This window comes from Bythopirellula sp. (assembly GCF_041737835.1).
Classification (GTDB): Bacteria; Planctomycetota; Planctomycetia; order Pirellulales; family Lacipirellulaceae; genus Bythopirellula.
Genome location: NZ_JBGSQY010000022.1, coordinates 49,240 through 68,217 on the forward strand (window position 1 = coordinate 49,240; position 18,978 = coordinate 68,217).

Annotated in this window: 16 protein-coding genes; 1 reads left to right on the forward strand and 15 read right to left on the reverse strand. The window is 55.5% G+C overall.

What is annotated here, in order from left to right:
• Positions 1 to 72: 72 nt before the first annotated feature.
• The 13 genes from AC6T8Q_RS06605 to rpsO all read right to left on the reverse strand — a co-directional run bounded on the left by AC6T8Q_RS06605 (position 73) and on the right by rpsO (position 15,941).
• Positions 73 to 2,163 carry an elongation factor G gene (locus AC6T8Q_RS06605; RefSeq protein WP_500678318.1) on the reverse strand — a complete coding sequence of 697 codons (2,091 nt, stop codon included), beginning with the start codon at positions 2,161 to 2,163 and terminating at the stop codon, positions 73 to 75.
• A gap of 88 nt (positions 2,164 to 2,251) precedes the next feature.
• Positions 2,252 to 3,007, reverse strand: coding sequence for a 1-(5-phosphoribosyl)-5-[(5-phosphoribosylamino)methylideneamino]imidazole-4-carboxamide isomerase (gene hisA, locus AC6T8Q_RS06610; RefSeq protein ID WP_500678319.1), 756 nt, complete (start codon positions 3,005 to 3,007; stop codon positions 2,252 to 2,254).
• Positions 3,008 to 3,271: 264 nt separating this feature from the next.
• Complete coding sequence (gene hisH / locus AC6T8Q_RS06615; RefSeq protein ID WP_500678320.1) at positions 3,272 to 3,880, reverse strand: imidazole glycerol phosphate synthase subunit HisH; 609 nt, start codon at positions 3,878 to 3,880, stop codon at positions 3,272 to 3,274.
• Between the two features lie 117 nt (positions 3,881 to 3,997).
• A complete protein-coding gene (locus AC6T8Q_RS06620; RefSeq protein ID WP_500678321.1) occupies positions 3,998 to 4,828 on the reverse strand; it encodes an OmpA/MotB family protein in 831 nt (276 codons plus the stop codon).
• Between the two features lie 92 nt (positions 4,829 to 4,920).
• The gene (locus AC6T8Q_RS06625; RefSeq protein WP_500678322.1) at positions 4,921 to 5,430 is read right to left on the reverse strand and encodes a hypothetical protein; all 510 of its coding nucleotides are present in this window, start codon (positions 5,428 to 5,430) and stop codon (positions 4,921 to 4,923) included.
• Complete coding sequence (locus tag AC6T8Q_RS06630; protein WP_500678323.1) at positions 5,430 to 6,767, reverse strand: prepilin peptidase; 1,338 nt, start codon at positions 6,765 to 6,767, stop codon at positions 5,430 to 5,432. Before AC6T8Q_RS06630 ends, AC6T8Q_RS06625 begins: the two co-directional genes overlap by 1 nt.
• A gap of 82 nt (positions 6,768 to 6,849) precedes the next feature.
• Positions 6,850 to 7,380 (reverse strand): shikimate kinase, encoded by a 531-nt coding sequence (locus tag AC6T8Q_RS06635; RefSeq protein ID WP_500678324.1) that lies wholly within the window; start codon positions 7,378 to 7,380, stop codon positions 6,850 to 6,852.
• A gap of 14 nt (positions 7,381 to 7,394) precedes the next feature.
• Entirely contained in the window at positions 7,395 to 8,897 is a 1,503-nt protein-coding gene (gene aroE / locus AC6T8Q_RS06640; protein ID WP_500678325.1) for a shikimate dehydrogenase, read from the reverse strand.
• A gap of 122 nt (positions 8,898 to 9,019) precedes the next feature.
• The gene (gene mutL / locus AC6T8Q_RS06645) at positions 9,020 to 10,864 is read right to left on the reverse strand and encodes a DNA mismatch repair endonuclease MutL (RefSeq protein WP_500678326.1); all 1,845 of its coding nucleotides are present in this window, start codon (positions 10,862 to 10,864) and stop codon (positions 9,020 to 9,022) included.
• Positions 10,865 to 10,927: 63 nt separating this feature from the next.
• Positions 10,928 to 12,328: a sigma-54-dependent transcriptional regulator gene (locus AC6T8Q_RS06650; RefSeq protein WP_500678327.1), complete on the reverse strand. Its 1,401-nt coding sequence runs from the start codon at positions 12,326 to 12,328 to the stop codon at positions 10,928 to 10,930.
• A gap of 59 nt (positions 12,329 to 12,387) precedes the next feature.
• Positions 12,388 to 13,194, reverse strand: coding sequence for a two-component system sensor histidine kinase NtrB (locus tag AC6T8Q_RS06655; RefSeq protein ID WP_500678328.1), 807 nt, complete (start codon positions 13,192 to 13,194; stop codon positions 12,388 to 12,390).
• A 156-nt stretch (positions 13,195 to 13,350) separates the two neighbouring features.
• Positions 13,351 to 15,468: a polyribonucleotide nucleotidyltransferase gene (gene pnp / locus AC6T8Q_RS06660; RefSeq protein WP_500678329.1), complete on the reverse strand. Its 2,118-nt coding sequence runs from the start codon at positions 15,466 to 15,468 to the stop codon at positions 13,351 to 13,353.
• A 203-nt stretch (positions 15,469 to 15,671) separates the two neighbouring features.
• A complete protein-coding gene (gene rpsO / locus AC6T8Q_RS06665; RefSeq protein WP_496922303.1) occupies positions 15,672 to 15,941 on the reverse strand; it encodes a 30S ribosomal protein S15 in 270 nt (89 codons plus the stop codon).
• A gap of 357 nt (positions 15,942 to 16,298) precedes the next feature.
• Here rpsO and AC6T8Q_RS06670 point away from each other — a divergent pair, with 357 nt between their 5' ends.
• Positions 16,299 to 16,538 carry a hypothetical protein gene (locus AC6T8Q_RS06670; RefSeq protein ID WP_500678330.1) on the forward strand — a complete coding sequence of 80 codons (240 nt, stop codon included), beginning with the start codon at positions 16,299 to 16,301 and terminating at the stop codon, positions 16,536 to 16,538.
• Positions 16,539 to 16,845: 307 nt separating this feature from the next.
• On the opposite strand, the gene AC6T8Q_RS06675 is transcribed toward AC6T8Q_RS06670, so the two are convergent.
• Both AC6T8Q_RS06675 and AC6T8Q_RS06680 read right to left on the reverse strand, forming a co-directional pair.
• Positions 16,846 to 17,595: a PEP-CTERM sorting domain-containing protein gene (locus AC6T8Q_RS06675; protein WP_500678331.1), complete on the reverse strand. Its 750-nt coding sequence runs from the start codon at positions 17,593 to 17,595 to the stop codon at positions 16,846 to 16,848.
• 223 nt (positions 17,596 to 17,818) lie between these two features.
• Positions 17,819 to 18,826, reverse strand: coding sequence for an acyl-CoA desaturase (locus tag AC6T8Q_RS06680; protein WP_500678332.1), 1,008 nt, complete (start codon positions 18,824 to 18,826; stop codon positions 17,819 to 17,821).
• Positions 18,827 to 18,978 lie beyond the last annotated feature (152 nt).

Genomic DNA, 18,978 nt, shown 5'->3' on the forward strand with positions numbered 1-18,978 from the left:
GCAGGTCGGTTCGTATATCTCGCTAGGAAGATAATAGCGTATTCGCCGCCCGATTGCGATTCTTGGCTTCTATTAATCTTCTTCGGCCTTAATTTGTGCTTTGGAAATAATCTCCTGCTGGACGTTGCCGGGAACCACGTCGTAATGGGAAAATTCCATCGTGTAGCTCCCCTGCCCTCCCGTCATTGAAGAGAGCGTGCGGGCGTACGTTGATACTTCCGCGAGTGGGGCTTTGGCTTCGACCGTGGTCATACCTCCGCCGACTGTTTCCATGCCGACCATCTGGCCACGCCGGCCCGAGAGATCGCTGGAAATATCACCGACATTCCCCGCGGGGACTGTGATGTGCAGATTCACAATCGGCTCCAGCAAACCTGGGCGAGCCTGTTTAAAAATCTCCGCGAAGACGCGGCTCCCGGCAATGCGAAACGCTGTTTCGTTGCTATCGACGGGGTGGTCTTTGCCGAAGTGGACTTCCACGCAAACATTTTGAATGGGGTAACCAGCGACTACTCCCTTGCCGATCCGCTCAAGAAAACCCTTTTCAATCGCGGGCATGAAGTTACCCGGGATCGTGCCTCCCACGACGGAATCAACCCAGAGGAAATTATTTTTGGCGTGGTAGTGCTTCGATTTGAGATGGGGAAAGCGTTCCTTGGTGGCGAACTCTTCAGGATTAGCGCCTTCGGGGAAAGGATAGATTCGCGCATGCACTTCGGCGAACTGACCCGCCCCGCCTGATTGTTTTTTGTGACGGTAGCTTCCTTCGGCGTCGGTCTGCACGGTTTCTCGATAGGGGATTTTCGGTTCCTTGGCATCGACCTCGACGTGATCGCGCCGCTTGAGCCGCTCACGAATCATCGATAAATGCAATTCGCTCATGCCGGTGAGCACCATTTCTTTGGTTTCCGGATCATGGTCGAGATGGATCGTGGGATCTTCCTCGGTGATCTTGTGCAGCGCACCAGAAAGTTTGGCTTCATCGCCACGAGTTTTCGGTGCGACGGCCAACCCCACCATCGGTGTGGGATAGTTGATCGGCGGCAACTGGACGTCGCCCAGCGACATTCCCGTATGGAGGTCTTCGCACTTCGCCACTGCCACGATGTCGCCCGGGCCCGCTTCATCGACCGCGGCTGTATCGTGAGCCTGCACGCTAAGCAACGCGGGAATCTTGATTCCTTTGCGCGAGCCGTTGGCTTCGAGCGTCGAATCCTTCTTGAGGGTACCCGCATAAATGCGAATAAAGCTCAAACGATGCACGAAAGGATCGATACGGGTTTTGAACACCTGTGCCGCCAGCGGAGCCTTGGCGTCGGCCTTAAGTGTCACGGTATCGCCATTACGACCGGCAGTCCGTGCCACGCTATCTGGCGGCAGCGTGGCCGTTGCCAACACGTCGAGCAGTTCCGTAACCCCGACATCCTTTTTCGTCGACACACACACAATGGGCGTGAGGTTTCCCGCGGCAACAGCCTGGACCAACAACTTGTTGAGTTCGGCTTGGGAGGGCATTTCACCTTCAAAGTAGCGCTCCATGACTTTCTCGTCGACTTCGATGATCGATTCCACGAGTGCTTCGTGGATCGCCTTGGGATCCATGATCGCACCGTTGGTATCGCCAGGGACTTCCAGTGTGTTAATGACCCCTGTGAGCGATTCCCCCAAGCCCACTGGCACATTGAGTAGCGCACAGCCGTTGCCAAATACTTCTTTGATCGTGTTGATCAAACCGGGGAAGTCGATATTCTCGGTGTCGAGCTTATTGATCACCAGGATCCGGCCGCAACCGGCTTTGCCCGCCTCGTTCCAAGCGCGGCGCGTGTTCACTTTTATGCCCGAGTGGGCATCGATGGCGATGAGTGCCGTTTCCACGGCTCGCAAGGCGCCGACCATTTGGCCGACGAAATCGGGGTAGCCCGGACAGTCGATGATGTTGATCCGTTTGCCAGCGTGATCGAGATGGACCACGCTCGATTCAATCGAGTGCTTATGATGTTTCTCTTCTTCGTCGAAATCACAGATGCTCGTGCCGGCATCGACGCTTGGCTTGCCGTTCACTGCTCCGCTGTGAATGAGCAGTTGATCGACCAAAGTGGTCTTGCCGGCATTGCCGTGACCACAAATCGCAAGGTTCCGAATATCGGCGACATTCCTGACCATGATTGCTCCCTGTGAAAAGCTACTGAGCAAACGCACCAGCCGCCGCCGCGGCGCGCGTCTGTCATAATGTAATTGAAAAGTAAGTTCTTTAGCGCTCTGCTCCTCTGACTAAGGGGTTCATGGTTGCAGACTCCGAGGTGAGTTGAATCGCTTCCGCCAGATTGATCGTGTTTTCGTACAAAGCTCGGCCGATAATCGCGCCGGCCATGCCGGCTTCGGCCAGTTGCTTCACGTCGTCGAGCGTAGTGACGCCCCCCGAGGCCACCACAGGCACGGCAACATGCTGCTGCATGCGAGCCATCTCGGGGACGTTCGCGCCCTGCATCATGCCATCGGTGGCGATGTCGGTGTAAACAATCGCTGCCAAAGGAACATCGCGGAACCAGTCGGCCAGTTCGATTGCTTGCATTTTGCTGACTTCCAGCCAGCCGTCGGTCGCAACATAGCCATCCTTGGCATCGATACCCAGCACGAGTTTTTCGGGATAGGCTTTGCACATCGCGCGAAACCAGTCGGCATTTTTTAGGGCTTTGGTGCCGAGGACGAGGCGATGCAGGCCAAGTCCCAGGAGATCTTCGATGATCGCTTGATCGCGAACGCCGCCGCCGAGTTCACATTCCATGTCGACCGCGGCCACGATGTCGCGAATCACGCTGCGATTGGTGGGTTTGCCATCTTTCGCGCCGTCGAGATCAACAATATGCAGATGCCGAGCACCGGCTTGTTGAAACTTCAGCGCGAATTCGACGGGATTATCGGAAAACACCGTCACGCGGTTGTAATCGCCTTGCCGCAGGCGAACACACTGACCACCCAGAAGATCGATCGCAGGCCATATCTGCATCGTAATGCCACCAACTTCCGAGTGCTAATTGAAAAGTGCCTAACTGAAATATCGCATAGAAATGCGTGAATTTCAAGGAGCGGGGTCAGCAAGATTTACCACGAAGGCACCAAGAACACGAAGTAATTTACTTAGATTGATGCAGTTTTGTCTTGAGATACTTATTTTGGGAGTTCTGCTTTTCCTTAGTATCAAGACGGCAAAATTCAGCTGTCAGCGAAAGCTACTTTCCTTAGTGTTCTTCGTGACTTTGTGGTTCAGGATTTACTTTAGCTCAGCGAAATTTCGCAATACACGCAAACCATCGTTCTGACTTTTTTCGGGGTGGAATTGCGTGGCAAACAGATTGTCGCGCCAAATCGATGCGCAGAAGGGATCAGGATACGACGCTTCGCCGTCGATTACGCCTTTGTCCTCAGGCACAACGAAGTAAGAGTGAACGAAGTAAAAATGAGCGTCGTTCGATATGCCTTGGAAGATGGGGGCACGCCGTTGAAAGCGCACCTGATTCCAGCCCATGTGCGGCACTTTGTACTCCGAGGGAATATCAAACTTGCGGACCTCGCCGGGAATGATCCCCAGCCCTTCATGTTCGCCATCTTCAAAGCCGCGATCGAACAAGAGCTGTAAGCCCAAGCAAATTCCCAAAAACGGTTTGCCACTTTCGATGGCATCGTTGATTGGTCCTACGAGTTCGCGGCGATGCAGTTCGGCAATGGCATCGGCGAAAGCTCCCACGCCGGGCAGCACGATCTTGCTGGCTTTTGCGAGAATGCTGGGATCGCTCGTGATGGCCGCCGCATGGCCGACGCGTTCAAAGCCTTTTTGAACACTGCGGAGGTTGCCCATTTGATAGTCGATAATTGCGATCATGCGGTTGCCGTGGAGTAAAACAATTTCAGCCGCTTGCGGCTTAGCGAATCGGTGGCCAATGGACGGACACTTGGGTAAATTCTAAGTTCACATTGTAACTCAGAAACCGCGCCATTTCTAAGGGCGGCTGGCGATTCGTTCGGGATAAACCACGAACTCGATGCGACGGTTGCGCGCCTTGCCTTCTTCAGTCGCATTAGAAACGACCGCGTGGTTCCCGCCGTGGCCGATCACAAAGATTTGCACGGCGGGCATCGTTCCCTGTTCGATCACGGCATTGTAGACGGCCAAGGCTTGGGCCGCGGAAAGGTGATGATTGCTGGGATGCTGCTGCGAATGAGTCGGCGAATCGTCAGTGTGGCCTTCGATGCCCACGATGTGCTCGGGAAAATTCTGGCGGAGATCGGTGGCGATGCTCACCAACAGCGGCTTCGCATCATCTTTGAGGTACGGGCTTCCCGGCATGAAAAGTTGATCGGCGGGAACCTCCACGCGGAGTTGATCGCCATCCTGACGAATTTGCACGCCGGGCATATCGGCGATCTTCAAATTCTTGGTCATGCTGTTATTCGCACGAATCTCGCCCGACTCGCGCTGCGTGGCCGAGGCCATGAGTGCCGACGTCTTATTGCGAAGCTGCGAGTTGTCATCCCGCATCGCCAGAAGTTGATCCGTCGTCGAACGAAGTTGATCGCGCGTGGCGCTCACTTCATCGGTGAGGAGCTGCACTTTTTGCCGTGATTGGGCAAGCAGAGTTTCAAGTTCTTGATTGTCGCGATCGAGCGATTGTGCGCGTGTTTGATATTCTTGACTTTGCTGTGCGACGAGCTGCATTTGCTGATCAGCCGCTGCGGCGGCTTGCGCATTGGGCTTCGAAGCCATGCGTCCACAACCGCTTGTGGCGAATAAGCTGAGACCGACAACAGTGATCAGAACGCGTGTGAGCATGTTTTGCTAAGGGCAACAGACGGCGCGTGCGGCGAATCGACCTCGCGCGAGGGCGGACGTTAGCAAGCACCGCCGGGAGTAACAAGAGCAGCTCAACAACTGCTAGCAAAAGGCAATCGGACGGCCGGATAATGGCCGTAGAATCGCTTGATGAAATTGCGATGCCAGCGTTGCGGCTTGTGCTTTTCCCAGCCTTGCCGTGCTAGTAGTCGATCCGACAATCGACCATTGGCAGCATCGCACACAATCGCATCAATTTGCTTTTCGGCCGCAATGGCATCCAGCGTGGTAATCGCTGCGCGGCAAGTGGCGTAATTTGTCCCCCTACTGGAGACCAAATATTTAAGGGCCAGAAAACCCGGGCAAGAGCGGGGTTGGTTGTAGTACAACAGGCAGCGATCAGTCCGCCCCTTGGCATGGTAGCGGCTGGCAACCGGCCACAACTCCGGCAGGTCGATGAGTTTGGGAAACCAACTCAAGTGAACGGCCTGCAGGCGGCCCGCCGATGTTTCGATCACGGCGTAGCGTGCCTCGCGAATCGCTGGCAACGCGGCGAGCCATTCTTCTGGTGTTCGGCAGGTTAATGTTTTTGCGAACCACATTATTCGCACTCTCCCCAGCCAAAGAGGCGGATTTTGATCTGCTGCCAGATAAACAGAATCACGCCTAACAGCAGGAAACACACAAACAGCACCGCCGGCATCAGCCAGCCTAACTGGAAGGCGAATTCCACGCGGTTCCAGACGGTCGCCCAGTAAACCATCACAAATAATGCGCCCAGGCAGAGAAACGGACCGTAGGGGATCACGTCGTCGCGTTTCGTGACCGCTTGAACAAGACCGATGACGAGTCCTGCAAACGGGGCGACAAAAAACACAACCACACAAGCTTGCCAGCCGAGGAACGTGCCGATCATCATCATGAGCGTGACGTCGCCAAAGCCCATCGCTTCGCGTCCCAAAGCAGCCGAGCCCACGAGACGAACAATCCAAACGAGCCCTCCGCTCACAACGAGCCCCACCAGCGCGGTGAGTAACCCAATCCACGCGGCCTCGCCCCACAGCCAAACGCCGACAATCGCCAGCGACCCAACCAGCGCAATCACGCCCAGCGGTGGCCGCGTCAATTCGCGCACCACGCGGCGAGTGATGACTTTCAATTTGCTGATTGCACTACGTCGCCCCCGCCAGATACGCGGCGTGAGCGCGAAACACCACAGCCACCAACAGGCCAGTCCCGCGACGAGCGATTTCCAATTGGGTGCGCCGTTGAGGCTGTCCGGCCAAACATTGGGTGCGGAAAGCGTGGCGGGTTCGACATACGCAGTCAGTTGAGGGGCAAGTTGGGCAAGTGGTACTTCAGTTCCTAGCGATGGAACGGCGAGAGGAAAGGTCCCAATGGGCAGCAAACTCAAAGGGAGGCACGCGGCCAATATCAGACCGAGAAACGTGCCGGGGACGGTGATTTCGTCGGGGATGATTTTTTCGTCGATATCGATGAAGCTCGCTGCAACCATCAACGTAATTAGCAGCACATGACTGAGGAACGTTGGCCAAACGGCTGCAAAGGGAATTAAGCTGGGATCAATCGTGATTGGTTGATTGGCGTTGAGTAACAGAATGTCTTCAAGTTGAGTAACCACGAGTCCGCGCTGAAACACTTCCCACCAGCAAAGCGTCGCCAGGCCGAGACCCATGCCAAGTTCCAAAAGCATGGGCCGAATCCAAAACCCACGACCATGAATTTCGCTCTCACGCGCCAGCCTTAACCAACCGAGCACCGGCACACGATCCCACGCCGCTCGCGGCTTAGCGATCTTTGGAGTTGGCCCCCACGGAGAAATCTCACGCGGGTTCCAAGCCAAGCGATAGATGGCCCAATTCGCAGGTGCTCCCAGCACCGTGCCTAAAACAAAGATGGCCGCCAGTACAATCGCCATGGCTAATAGCCGCGGGCGGTAGCCAGCGGTCGAGACAGTGCTGACCGCTGGCTACCGCCTGCGGCTAGGAAAGATGCTTGAGTTACCGAGTCCTGACCGCCGCGAAAATTTCGTCGGCAATCTCGGCCGGTTCCTTACTATCCGTATCGACCTCAAGCGTAGCACACCCCCGATAAAATGGCTCTCGTTGGGCCAAGAGGGTTTCGATTTCGGTCCGTCCGCCGTGATTAGTCAGGTTAGGACGCCTTGCGGCGGTCGTTGCATCCTGGTTAATCCGTTCGTCCAGTGTTTCCGCCGTGGCCCGCAGCCAGACAATGGCTTGGCACTCACCAAGAGCCAGACGGTTGGTTTCGCGTAAGATGACGCCTCCACCGAGCGCCAGAACGGTTCGTTCGCGGCGGCAAAGCTCGGCCGTGGTTTGTTCTTCGAGATCACGAAAGGCTGGTTCGCCGTTGTCGGCAAAGATCGCGGCGATGGATTTCCCCGCGCGGAGTTCCACTTCCACATCGGCGTCGATCCAATCCCATGCCAGCCGCCGTGCGAGCAGCTGCGCGACGGTCGTTTTGCCCGTGCCGCGGTATCCGATCAATGCGATGGGGCGTGAATCGTTCATAGCGGGGAATTCGATCAACGACCTCCCCCGATGGGGCCGATCGCCTTCTTCAAAACTTCCCGCATAAGATTCGGTTGTGCTTCTTGCCGCGTGAACAAGAAGAACTGCAACTGTGCCTGACGCACGAACATCTCGACGCCGGTGATGACTTCGCAATTTCGCGCGCGGGCATCTTTGATGAGCAATGTCGACTCAGGATTGTAAACCGTGTCGAACACCAACATCGAAGGCTTGAGGAACGTCTTGCTGATGGGAGATTCATCGACATTGGGATGCATGCCAATCGGGGTGCAATTGACAATGATGTCGCATTGAGCCCGATGCCGAGCATCCCAATCGATGGCCTTGCTATCAAACGCCTCAGCGAGCCGGTCGCTGCGCTGCTTGGTCCGCGAGGCGATAGTGACCAGTGCCCCGCGACTTTTGAGCCCATAAACAATCGGCCGAGCCACGCCGCCGGCGCCTAAGACCAGCACTCGCTTGTTCTTGACGGGGCTCGGCTTTGCGCCGATTTCTCCCAGCGAGTACTCAATGCAATCCATCGCCGCGTTGTAGTCGGTGTTGTAGCCGATGACTTCCGTGCCTTCGAAAACGACCGTGTTGACCGCCGCAATGCTTTTAACCGCGGGGTCGACCTTGGTGAGGTATTTGGCGATCGCTTCCTTGTGGGGAATCGTGACGCTCAAGCCCTTCACGCCGAGACGCGGGGCATCTTGGATGAATTGACCGAGCGCATCCGAGGGTACGCGAAAGGGTACGTACACCGCGTTGATTTCTTTGTTCATGAATGCTGCATTATGCACGTGCGGGCTCAGGCTATGGCCCACGGGGTCGGCGATCACGCCATACACGGCCGTTTCCGGTGTGATGTGATTGTAACGATAGACCTCGTTCATCTGCTGAAAGCTGAGCTGCCCGGGTGCAAGGGTTCGCTCGTGATGGAACGTGGCGTAGGTGTAGGGAGCGCCAAACTTCGCGGCGAGGATCCGCGACGGCGTCCCGATGTCTCCCATGCACATCGCCACGGTGGGAATCTCGCTCTCCTGCATCATCTCGAGCATTCGCAGATTGTCGTGCGGGTCGTTGGCCATCGTGGCGATCTTAATGATGTCGGGATCAAGCTGAGCCATTTCGGCGTGCAGTTCGCGCAAGTTTTCGGGTGTCTTGCGAAAATTGTGGTAGCTGATAATCCGCTTGGTCTTGCCGAAGCGGGGAATCTGCGAAGCGATGTCCTCTTCGATATCAACGTAGTCGACCCCTTCGGCAATGGCTTCGCGCAAGAGCAGTTGCCGTGCCTCTTCGGTACCAGACCACTTGCCACCGTCTTCCATCCGCCGGCAGGTGATAATGACCTGGCAATCCAAATCGCCTTGCTCGGCCAATAACCGGCGGATGTTGATCTTACTGGCGACATAATCCAAGCGCAGCTCGACAAGATTGGCCCCCTGCTCTGCCAGATGGCGATGCTCGGCCATGATGTGCTTGTGACGACTGCGTCCGATGGCAACACAAATCATGAGAAAAGAACTTTCAACGAATTTATCGAATTATCTATTTTGTTGTATGCCGTTAAGCCGCCAGTGGCCGCTCGCGGCTTAGCGGCACGAACTCTCTATTGTGATAGAATCCCCGCCCCAATTCAAATCCGCTTAAATTGCCGGTCCAACTCGTCGCGGGTAAATGTGAGGGCCGTCGGCCGACCGTGCGGGCAATGATGGTGATCCTGGGCCAAATGGCGTTGGGCGAGCAGGGCGTCGACCTCCTCGGGGGTGAGGGAATCCCCAAATTTAATCGCCGCTTTGCAGGCGATCATTTGTAAAAGTTCATCGAGCAGGTCGCGAGATTGCAATTGCTTACCGCCCGCTTGCAGTTGCTCGACCAGCCCCGCCAAGACTTCCCGGGGACTAAAATTGGCCAGCATCGCCGGATAAGCTGAAACCAAGACCGTCTCACCCCCAAAAGGTTCAACTTCCAGCCCAAGCTGCGCGAGCACGTCGCGATGTTCGAGTAGCGCCCCCGCTTCGCTCGCGGCCATGTCGACCGGTTCGGGGACCAGGAGTTTCTGACTTTCAAGCTGACCTTGAGCGACTTTTTCGCGGAGCTGTTCGTAGAGAATGCGTTCGTGCAAAGCGTGTTGATCGATGACCTCCAGGCCGTCGAGGTTCTCCACCACGATGTAGCGATTATGAATTTGAATCGCCCGCGCGGGAAAATGCGCGGCGGGGATTGTGGCCGCTTGAGTCGCGGCAGGCGAGGAATCGACTCTGAGCGTGGAAGTCGTGGGCGCGACACGAAATGATGCTTCGAGCGTGTGCAGACGCAAACCCTCGGCGGCCGAACCTTGGGGCGAATTGCTACCGAAGGTATTAAACTCCGCTTGCACTTCAGGGGTGCGGCTCAGTTGGTTTTTTGCCCACGCGTAAAGCTCACTCGCACCAGAGGGCTCACCATCGTTGTCAGTCGATTGGCCAGGAAACGAGCCGCGGGCCACGAGGTCGGTGGTGAGAAACTTCGTGCGCAGTGTACCCAGCAGTTGGCTGTAAATCCGCCCTCCATCTTGAAAGCGAACTTCCAGCTTTGTCGGATGAACATTCACGTCCACCAGCGCGGGGGACAATTCCAAGTTCAAGAAACAAATCGGATAGCGGCCCGTCAGCAGTAATCCCCGATAGGCTTCCCCCAGTGCATGCTGCAACGAACGGTCGCGAATGCAACGGCCGTTGAGCATGAGGTATTGCAGTCGATTATTCCCACGGCTTTGGCTGGGATTGGCCACGTAACCCGACAGCCGCACCTGTTCGTCGGAGCTATCGATGGCAATCAGTGCGTTGGCGATTTCTTTGTCGAACAGCACGGCAATGCGTTCGCGTAGATCACTCACCGCCGGCAGATCGTGAGTCACCCGCGTACCATGATTGAGCGTGAAGTGAACATGCGGGGCCGCGAGTGCCAGTCGCGTGACCGCTTCGCTGATGTGACCCATTTCGGTCTGCGTGGTTCGCAGAAATTTATGCCGCACCGGCGTATTGAAAAACAGCTGCCGAACTTCAATCGTCGTTCCCACGGGGCAGCCGACGGGGCGAATCGGCTCGGCTCGGCCCCCCACGACTTCGAGTTCCGCACCCGCTTCACAATCACCGGGACGGCTGCGAAGCACCAGCCGGCTCACTTCGGCAATCGACGCGAGGGCCTCACCGCGAAAGCCAAGCGTCGTGACGTGAAACAAATCATCGGCTGCGGCGATCTTGCTCGTGGCATGGCTGGCTACGGCGAGCGATAATTCATCGGCCGCGATGCCACAGCCATTATCCGCAACGCGGATGAGTTCCACCCCGCCCTGCTCGACCGTGATATCAATCCGCGTCGCGCCACTATCGACCGAGTTCTCGACCAATTCCTTGACGACGCTCGCTGGCCGCTCGATCACCTCACCGGCGGCGATCTTGTTAACAACACTCGTCGGCAGTTGGCGGATTGTGGGCATAAGCGAAAGTTGAAATCTGAAAGTGGAAAGGGGAATCGCATTTCCACTTTCCCATTTCCCCTTTTACAAATTGTATTCTTTGATCTTGCGATAAAGCGTCCGCTCACCGATACCGAGCATCCGCGCGGCTTCCTCGCGGTTGCCACCGGCGAATTCCAACGTCTCGGCGATGAACATGCCTTCCAGATCGGCCAGCGACTTGCCAACCAAACCCGAAAGTCCTTGGCCGCCGACTTCGACGGTAGTGTGGTTATTCGTCGCCGCAAGTTCGTCCGGTAAATCATCGACGTCGAGCACCTGATCGTAGTCGACGACGATCATGCTTTCGATGATGTTCTTGAGTTGCCGCACGTTGCCGGGCCAATCATACGTCATCAGCCGCCTTCGCGCGGCGGTGGTGATACTCTTAATCTCTTTGTGATGCCGTTGGCTGTGGATTTTGATGAAGTGATCGATCAATAGCGGAATATCTTGCGTGCGGTCGCGCAAACGCGGCAAAGTGATCGTCACCACTTTCAGCCGATGATACAAATCTTCGCGGAACGTGCCGGCACGGATCGCTTCTTCCAGGTCACGATTGGTAGCCGAGATGATTCGCACGTTGACTTTTATTGTTTCATTCGAGCCCACGCGAGTGATTTCGCTGCTTTCCAAAACTCGCAACAGCTTGATCTGCGTGGGAAGTGGCATGTCCCCCACTTCATCAAGGAACAATGTTCCCCCGTGGGCATATTCAAACTTGCCGACGCGGTCGGCGCTGGCGTCGGTGAATGCCCCCTTCACATGGCCGAAGAGCTCGCTTTCTAAAATGTGTTCACTCAGCGCGGCACAATTGAGGGCCACGAACGGGCGGCTCTTACGTGGGCTATTTTGATGAATTGCCTGGGCGATCAATTCCTTGCCCGTGCCGGTGTCCCCTTGGATCAACACCGTGGCATCGGTGGGGGCGATCCGCCGCAAGCGGTCGATCACCTCATACATTTGCGGACTGTTGCCGATGACCCCTTCAAAGCCAAATTTTTCGTCGAGCCGACGGCTCAGCTCCGCGTTGGCGCGGCGCAGATGTTGATTGCGCGCGGCGTTGTCGACCACTGCGCGGAGTTGTTTCAAATCGAGCGGCTTGAGCAAGTAATTGAAGGCCCCCTGCTGCATCGCCTCGACGGCCGATTGAATCGTGCCGTGGCCCGTGACGAGAATCACTTCGGCATCGGGCTGCAAATCCTTGCAAATCGCCAAGATTTCGAGGCCGCCCACGTCGGGCATTTTGAGATCGCTGATTACGATCTCGAACGTATCCTGTTCAAGCAGCTTGGCACCTTCTGTCCCCGTGATCGCGACCGTGCATTGATAGCCGACCCGCGATAAGCTGTCCGCCATCGTTTCGGCGTGCGCAGCATCGTTGTCGATTATTAGAGCCCGAATCGGTGGGCCCGTGGTCGCGGTGGTAGTTCGGGATTCAGCCATGAATACTCGAAGCGTTAAAAAAGGTGTGAAAGCAATCTTGGAAAATCGTGGGACAACGGTCAATAGTCAGTCGGTAGCGTCACGACCGACGACGGAGTCAAATCGATGGTGCGGGTTTCTTGAGTCAATCGCGCGGGGATAGGCAGTTCGATCGTGATTTGCGTGCCGTGTCCTACTTCGCTCTGCACGGTGATGCGGCCATTGTGCGCGTCGATAATTTTGGCCGTGGTCGGCAGGCCCAATCCCGATCCCCCTGGCTTGGTCGAGAAAAAGGCATCAAACATTTGCGCGGCGGTCCGGTCGTCCATGCCGATGCCCGTGTCGATCAAGTGGATCGCCACGCTGCCGTTGGTTGCGGCGGTGCGGACCATCAGTTGCCCCCCCTCGGGCATCGCTTGCTTGGCATTGAGGATCAAATTGAATAGCGCACCTCGAAACGCTTCGCGATCCAATAGCACCGTCGGCAACTCAGGATCGAGATAACGCACGATCTCCACGCCCGCTTCCGCGGCCTCAGGCTGAAAGAAGTCGAGCGTATCCCCGATTTCCTTGTTGAGATCGGTAGGCGTCAGATGCACATGCCGCACCTTGGCGTATTGCAGAAAATCATCCAGCAAATCTTGCAGTCGTTGGCATTCACGCTGCATGACGTCGATCCGCTTGGCCGCGCGGCGTTGTGCGGGAGTTTGGGCTTCCTCTAAATCTTCGGCAAGGAGTTCCATGTTGAGCCGAATCGTCGAGAGAGGATTCTTGATCTCGTGAGCCAAGGCTCCCGCGAGCCGCGCGATCTCGGTGTACTGATCCATCAGCCGCTTGACGGCTTCGGAGGTTTGCTCGGTACCGATGCTGGCTGGTTCGTGCGACATGCTTAGTATGATAGAGGATATATTCCCATTTCTGGAGACATCACGCTGGGAATTAAGGCAGGAACGCTAATCTTCTGGATCACACAACAAAAAACGCTCAACGCCCTGCAAGTGCCGAGCGTTGAGCGATAAGCATTCTCGATATTGGTTCGGATGCTATTCAGCAGCCGAATCGACCGTTTCGTTGAGCTCTTCCATCGCAGCACGACGGCTGAGCTTCACGCGGTCTTGCTCGTCGACGGCGATCACTTTCACTTTCATCGAGTCGCCAACCGAGCATATGTCGGCCACGCTGCCGACGTACTCGTTAGAGAGTTCGCTGATGTGGCACAAGCCGTCACGACCGGGCAGGATTTCAACAAACGCGCCAAAGTCCTTGATGCTCGTCACGCGGCCGTTGTAGATCTTGCCGACCTGTACGCTGGCCGTCAGGGCATCCACGCGGGCCAAGCCTTCTTCCGCGGAAGCCTGATCGGCGGCAGCGACGGTAACCGTGCCGTCTTCTTCGACGTCGATCGTGCAACCAACATCTTCTTGGATACCGCGAATCGTCTTGCCGCCAGGGCCGATCAACAGGCCAATCTTCTGGGGGTCGATCTTCGTACGCAACAACTGTGGGGCCGATTCAGCCGTGGTCGAGCGAGGACGGGGAATCGCGCTGAGCATCTTCCGCAAGATTTCGATCCGCGCTTCCCGGGATTGGGTTAACGTCGCGCGGATGATTTCCTCGCTAATGCCTTTGATCTTAAGATCGAGCTGGATACCCGTGATGCCGTTCTGCGTGCCGGCGATCTTGAAGTCCATGTCGCCGAAGTGATCTTCGTTGCCGATGATGTCGGTCAGCAGCGTGAACTTGTCACCCTCCTTGATCAAACCCACGGAAATACCGGCGACGGGATTCGTGATCGGCACACCCGCGGCCATCAAGCCCAACGTGGCACCGCAGACCGAAGCCATTGAACTCGAGCCGTTGGATTCCAAAATGTCCGAAATCACGCGGATCGTGTATGGGAATTTCTCGTGATCGGGGAGTACGGGATTCACGCTCCGTTCGGCAAGCGCACCGTGGCCGATTTCGCGGCGACCAGGACCACGAATCGGACGGCATTCACCGACCGAGAAGGATGGGAAGTTGTAGTCGAGCATGAACCGCTTGGTGTATTCGTCGAACAGACCGTCAACGCGTTGCTCATCGCGGCCCGTGCCGAGCGTAACGGTGATAAACGCTTGGGTTTCACCACGCTGGAACACCGCCGAACCATGCACGCGGGGGAGCAAGTCCACTTCGCAATGAATGGGACGCAGTTCCGTGCTGGCGCGACCGTCGGAGCGGGTGCCATTAAGGATTTGCTCGCGAGTGAGCTTCTCTTCCAAGATGTGCCACTGCTTGTAGAACGAATCGAGCGTATAAGCCCCTTCGGCTTTCGGATCAGGAATCAAAGCCGCGACGGCCTCTTCCTTGATCGCAACAACGGCGTCGTGTCGTGCATGCTTGCCGTCAATCAAATTAGCTTCGCGATAGCGATCGCCATATTTCTCCATGATGACGTCGTACAAGCCATCCGAAGGCGCCGCTTCGTAAGGAACCTTCTCCGTGCCGACCTTTTGGGCCAATTCTTCTTGCAGTTCGCAAAGCTCTTTCACATAGCGATGGGCCGTCATAATCGCTTCGGCCATCACGTCTTCGGGCATCTCGCGCGAGAAGCCCTCGATCATCAGCACGGCATCCTTCGTGCCCGAGACGATCAAGTCGAGCGAGCTGACTTCCAAATCATCTTGCGTAGGGAACGGCACAAATTGGCCTTCGATATAACCCAGACGCACCGAACCCAAAGGGCCAGAGAACGGCAGCGGCGAAACGCACAACGCAGCGCTGGCACCATTCATGGCCAACACGTCGCCATCGGTTTGCTTATCGCTCGACATGACGAACGCTTGGATCTGAACTTCCTCGAAATATCCTTCGGGGAACATCGGACGAATGGGGCGATCCATCAAACGGGCGGTCAGCGTTTCTTTGGTCGTGGGCCGGCCTTCACGCTTCATGAAGCCGCCGGGGAATTTGCCTGCCGCGGCAGTGCGCTCGCGATAATCGCAAGTCAGCGGAAAGAAGTCAGTACCGGGACGAGAAGGGCCACCCGCGGCGGCACACAAGACTACGGTGTCGCCGTATTGGACGAGACAGCTACCCGCCGCTTGCTTGGCGAGATAACCGGTTTCAATGCTCAACGTGCCGTTGCCAATTTGTCTTTCAACGCGAATTTTATTGCTCAATGTTTTCTTCCTACTTTTGGGAAAGCCAATAACGCATGTTCAATCAAGGATTGGCGAGAGATTCGCGCAAAAGTGCGTGAATACTCTGAGCCGACCGGCATGCGGCGAGAGAGAGCCTAAACTCATTACAGAACGAAGTAACACCGTCGGATGCGTGGCGATGAATTGTGCCCGCAGTTTACGCTCGGATTACTTGCGCCAGATTACTTGCGAATGTCCAGACGGCGTAACAGATCGAGATACTTTTGTGGATTCTTGCGCTTAACATAATCCAACAAACGGCGGCGCTTGCCGACGATAGTTAGCAGGCCACGGCGGCAAGCATGATCTTTGTCATGCTCGCGCAAGTGCTTGGTCAACTCGGCGATGCGGGTTGTCAGAATGGAAATCTGAATCTCGGGAGAACCCGTATCCGTCCCACCGCGCCCATACTCAGTGACCAATTCCTGCTTGCGTTCTTTCGTGACCGACATTTTTTCCTACTCTTGAACTGTTATTGCCAGCCTGTCACCGATGAGATTAGACGGTTCGTCTCGCCAACCCGAAGCCCGTTGCTTCTAGTGCCAGCTTATCCAGCGAACCTCAGTGACATAGTGTTGCGGCTGTTCCTACCTACTCTACGTGTTACAAAATTAAAATACGACCCCTCTAATTTAGCGATCTTTGGCCTGCTGGCAACCGCAAAAATATGGGGAAAAGGGTGTAAATTGAACATGTGGCAGCCATTTAGCAGTGCTTCAAGGCCATCGAAGTGCTCTTTTCTGGTACGTTGAATAGCACCTCTTTAGATTACGGGAGGCATCACCTTTTGAGCGAGAGCATTTTCAACCATGCAAGAAATCACCGTCGCGCAATCCTTCGGCGATCAACTAGGCCAACTCGCCAGCCAAGCCATTGTCCGTGACAGCAATGGCAGGGCTTTGGGCATTTTTTCGCCCCTACCCGCTCATCCACCCGTCAAAGATTTGCGGCTTGAACCGCCGCTTTCAATTGCCGAAACAGAGAACCTGCGCAGCGTGAAGACTGGTAAGCCCCTGGATGAGATTCTTAACCGACTTGGAATCCAATGAGCTACAGGGTCTTCTGGTCGCCTCAAGCTGAAGAACGTCTTGAGGCAATATTTGCGAACCGAGAAGATCGTGATCAATGTGTTGAGGCAGCGAGAGATCTTGATCGCGCCTTAGCCACGGACCCTCATGGTTTCGGTGAATCTCGCTACGATACGGTAAGAGACGGTAAGAGTTGGATTTGCACTGCCCTTGGGCATCCAGTTTGAAGTGCTGGCAGACGTTGATACCGCCATCGTCTACGATGTATGGCGTATTGCTCGTTCAATCGGCGAAATAGCTGTTGAATAATTCAAGGTAGTTTTAATTTCTAAGCCATCACACGCCGCGTCATCATCGCACAGCCGGCAACGACAAGCAGACCAAGCGTCGATGGTTCTGGCACGGTCAGGTTCGCCGTGATTTCTATGTTGTCGATTTCCATCTCATCGTTGCCATTCCCTTCGACGAAGTCGTTGATGATGAGTTCGATCGAAGCGCCATTGAGGATCGAAGAAAGCGAAATAACTCCGCTGTCTGCGTATTGGTTCTCGGGGTCAGCAGGAACGTAATCCATGAAGCTCAGCGGTACGTTGTTCTGCGCTAATAATCGGTACCAGGTGCCGCCCGTTCCGCCCGTGCGGAAGAAGATGTCGAATGAAGGGGGCAACTCGCCCGGAGTTGCTTCAACATCGAAACGGATTTCAAAATCTTCATAACCGGTGCCGTCGAGCGTGATATAGAGGAGCGCGTCGTTACCAAAGTTATCAGCTAATGGTCCTGCACCATCGTTCTTGTCGACCTGAAAAGTGCTGACGCCGCCGATGTCAAAGTTGCTACCGCCCCCCTTGATATCGTCAAACTTGAGGGTGTTGGTGAGATCGAAGAAATCGCCGCTGGTGGGTGAGGTATAAGTGACAAAACCTGTTCCGCCATTGTTGTCTAAGCTATTTGCGACTCCCAAAAAGGCTTGCAAGTTGGCATTGTCAGCTACTGTGGCATCCACATCGGCTGCAAAATCCTGTTTGTTGGGATTGCTGGTGAAGTCGTAATCGTCGACAAATCCCCAGAAAGCAACCACTTCGCGCGCCGAAGTTGTAGAACTAGAAAACAAGAGTGCGCAGAGACAAATAAGCGCAGAACAAGTAAAAGTAGGTCGTATCATGAGTCGTATTTCTGGAAAAGTTGTGAAAAGCAAGCGTGAACGAGTGGGATTGATCCACCCATTATAAACAGGGAGAGGAAAGCTGTATACTTTTTTGTTCTCCACCGGCTTAGACTAAAGCTCGGCTTGAGAAACGCTGTTACACGGCTTGTTTACGGACATCTTTCAGCCGAATCACATCCCAAGCCAGACCCAGTTTTTCCATTAGTAGAATGCACCAATAGGTGACATCGATTTCCCACCAGCGGTGGCCCTGGCTGGCAACTCGCTGATAGGCGTGGTGGTTGTTGTGCCAACCTTCACCCCAGGCCAGGATCGCCACCCACCACAGGTTACGGCTATTGTCGGTCGTTTCGTAATTGCGATAGCCCCACAGATGCGTGGCGGAATTCACGAACCAGGTGACGTGCAACACATAGACCATCCGCACGCCCAGACCCCAAAAGACCATCGACCACCCAGCCCAGGCCGAGCCGAGTCCCCAACTTTCGGGACCAAAATAGCCCATGGCATAGAGAACGCCACCCAGCAAGAAGTGCGAGGGCAAGAACATATAGTGCAGAACAACCATGACTTTGTCTTTGGTAATATCGGGGGCATAGCGGCTCAAAAGATCTTTGTGCCACTTACGTCCAAAGTCCGGCATGAACCACAACAGATGGCTCCACCAGTTGCCGTGCACGGGCGAATGAGGATCGCCATCTTCATCACTATGTGCGTGGTGTTTGCGATGCTGAGCCACCCACGTGAGCGCAGAGCCCTCGCCTGATAAGCCTCCGAGGAACGCGAGTAGCCAGCGGATCGGACGATAGGTTTGAAAACTCTGATGTGTAAGCAAGCGATGATAACCCATGCAGACACCAAAGCTGCCGGTAACAAATGCCAGAATCACGCAAGTAATAAGTGCGGGCCACGTGAAAAAGAACGGTGCGATCACGGCGAGGACATGAACCACCGCGATCCAAATCACGATCGGCCAGTTTGGCCCCAGTTCATCGAAGGCTTGCTTGCCACGGAGGTAGGCGGCATTGGCGGCTGCCATCGCGGCTGTGCCCGATTGTTTGAGACTGGCCTGATAATCAGCGGCCCGTTGCTGCCAATGGGGATGATTATTATTGGATTCGGGCGAGGAAGATTCCGTCGACACGTTTGCTGTTCCTTAAACTTATGCAAAGTGCTGTTGATATCGAGTTTCAAGAAGTTGTCTCGATACAACAATCTTTACCGACTAACCCCTGGCAATCAATGGCTGGTTTTGGCCGCTTCAGGTTGCCACAAGCCCGCCAACCTAGAAAGCAT

Coding starts and splice junctions, on each gene's coding strand:
- AC6T8Q_RS06635 (WP_500678324.1), bottom strand. CDS start 7,380: ATGAACGATTCACGCCCCATCGCATTGATCGGATACCGCGGCACGGGC.
- AC6T8Q_RS06605 (WP_500678318.1), bottom strand. CDS start 2,163: ATGGTCAGGAATGTCGCCGATATTCGGAACCTTGCGATTTGTGGTCAC.
- AC6T8Q_RS06625 (WP_500678322.1), bottom strand. CDS start 5,430: ATGTGGTTCGCAAAAACATTAACCTGCCGAACACCAGAAGAATGGCTC.
- mutL (WP_500678326.1), bottom strand. CDS start 10,864: ATGCCCACAATCCGCCAACTGCCGACGAGTGTTGTTAACAAGATCGCC.
- hisH (WP_500678320.1), bottom strand. CDS start 3,880: ATGATCGCAATTATCGACTATCAAATGGGCAACCTCCGCAGTGTTCAA.
- AC6T8Q_RS06630 (WP_500678323.1), bottom strand. CDS start 6,767: ATGGCGATTGTACTGGCGGCCATCTTTGTTTTAGGCACGGTGCTGGGA.
- hisA (WP_500678319.1), bottom strand. CDS start 3,007: ATGCAGATATGGCCTGCGATCGATCTTCTGGGTGGTCAGTGTGTTCGC.
- AC6T8Q_RS06670 (WP_500678330.1), top strand. CDS start 16,299: ATGCAAGAAATCACCGTCGCGCAATCCTTCGGCGATCAACTAGGCCAA.
- AC6T8Q_RS06650 (WP_500678327.1), bottom strand. CDS start 12,328: ATGGCTGAATCCCGAACTACCACCGCGACCACGGGCCCACCGATTCGG.
- AC6T8Q_RS06655 (WP_500678328.1), bottom strand. CDS start 13,194: ATGTCGCACGAACCAGCCAGCATCGGTACCGAGCAAACCTCCGAAGCC.
- AC6T8Q_RS06620 (WP_500678321.1), bottom strand. CDS start 4,828: ATGCTCACACGCGTTCTGATCACTGTTGTCGGTCTCAGCTTATTCGCC.
- rpsO (WP_496922303.1), bottom strand. CDS start 15,941: ATGTCGGTCACGAAAGAACGCAAGCAGGAATTGGTCACTGAGTATGGG.
- aroE (WP_500678325.1), bottom strand. CDS start 8,897: ATGATTTGTGTTGCCATCGGACGCAGTCGTCACAAGCACATCATGGCC.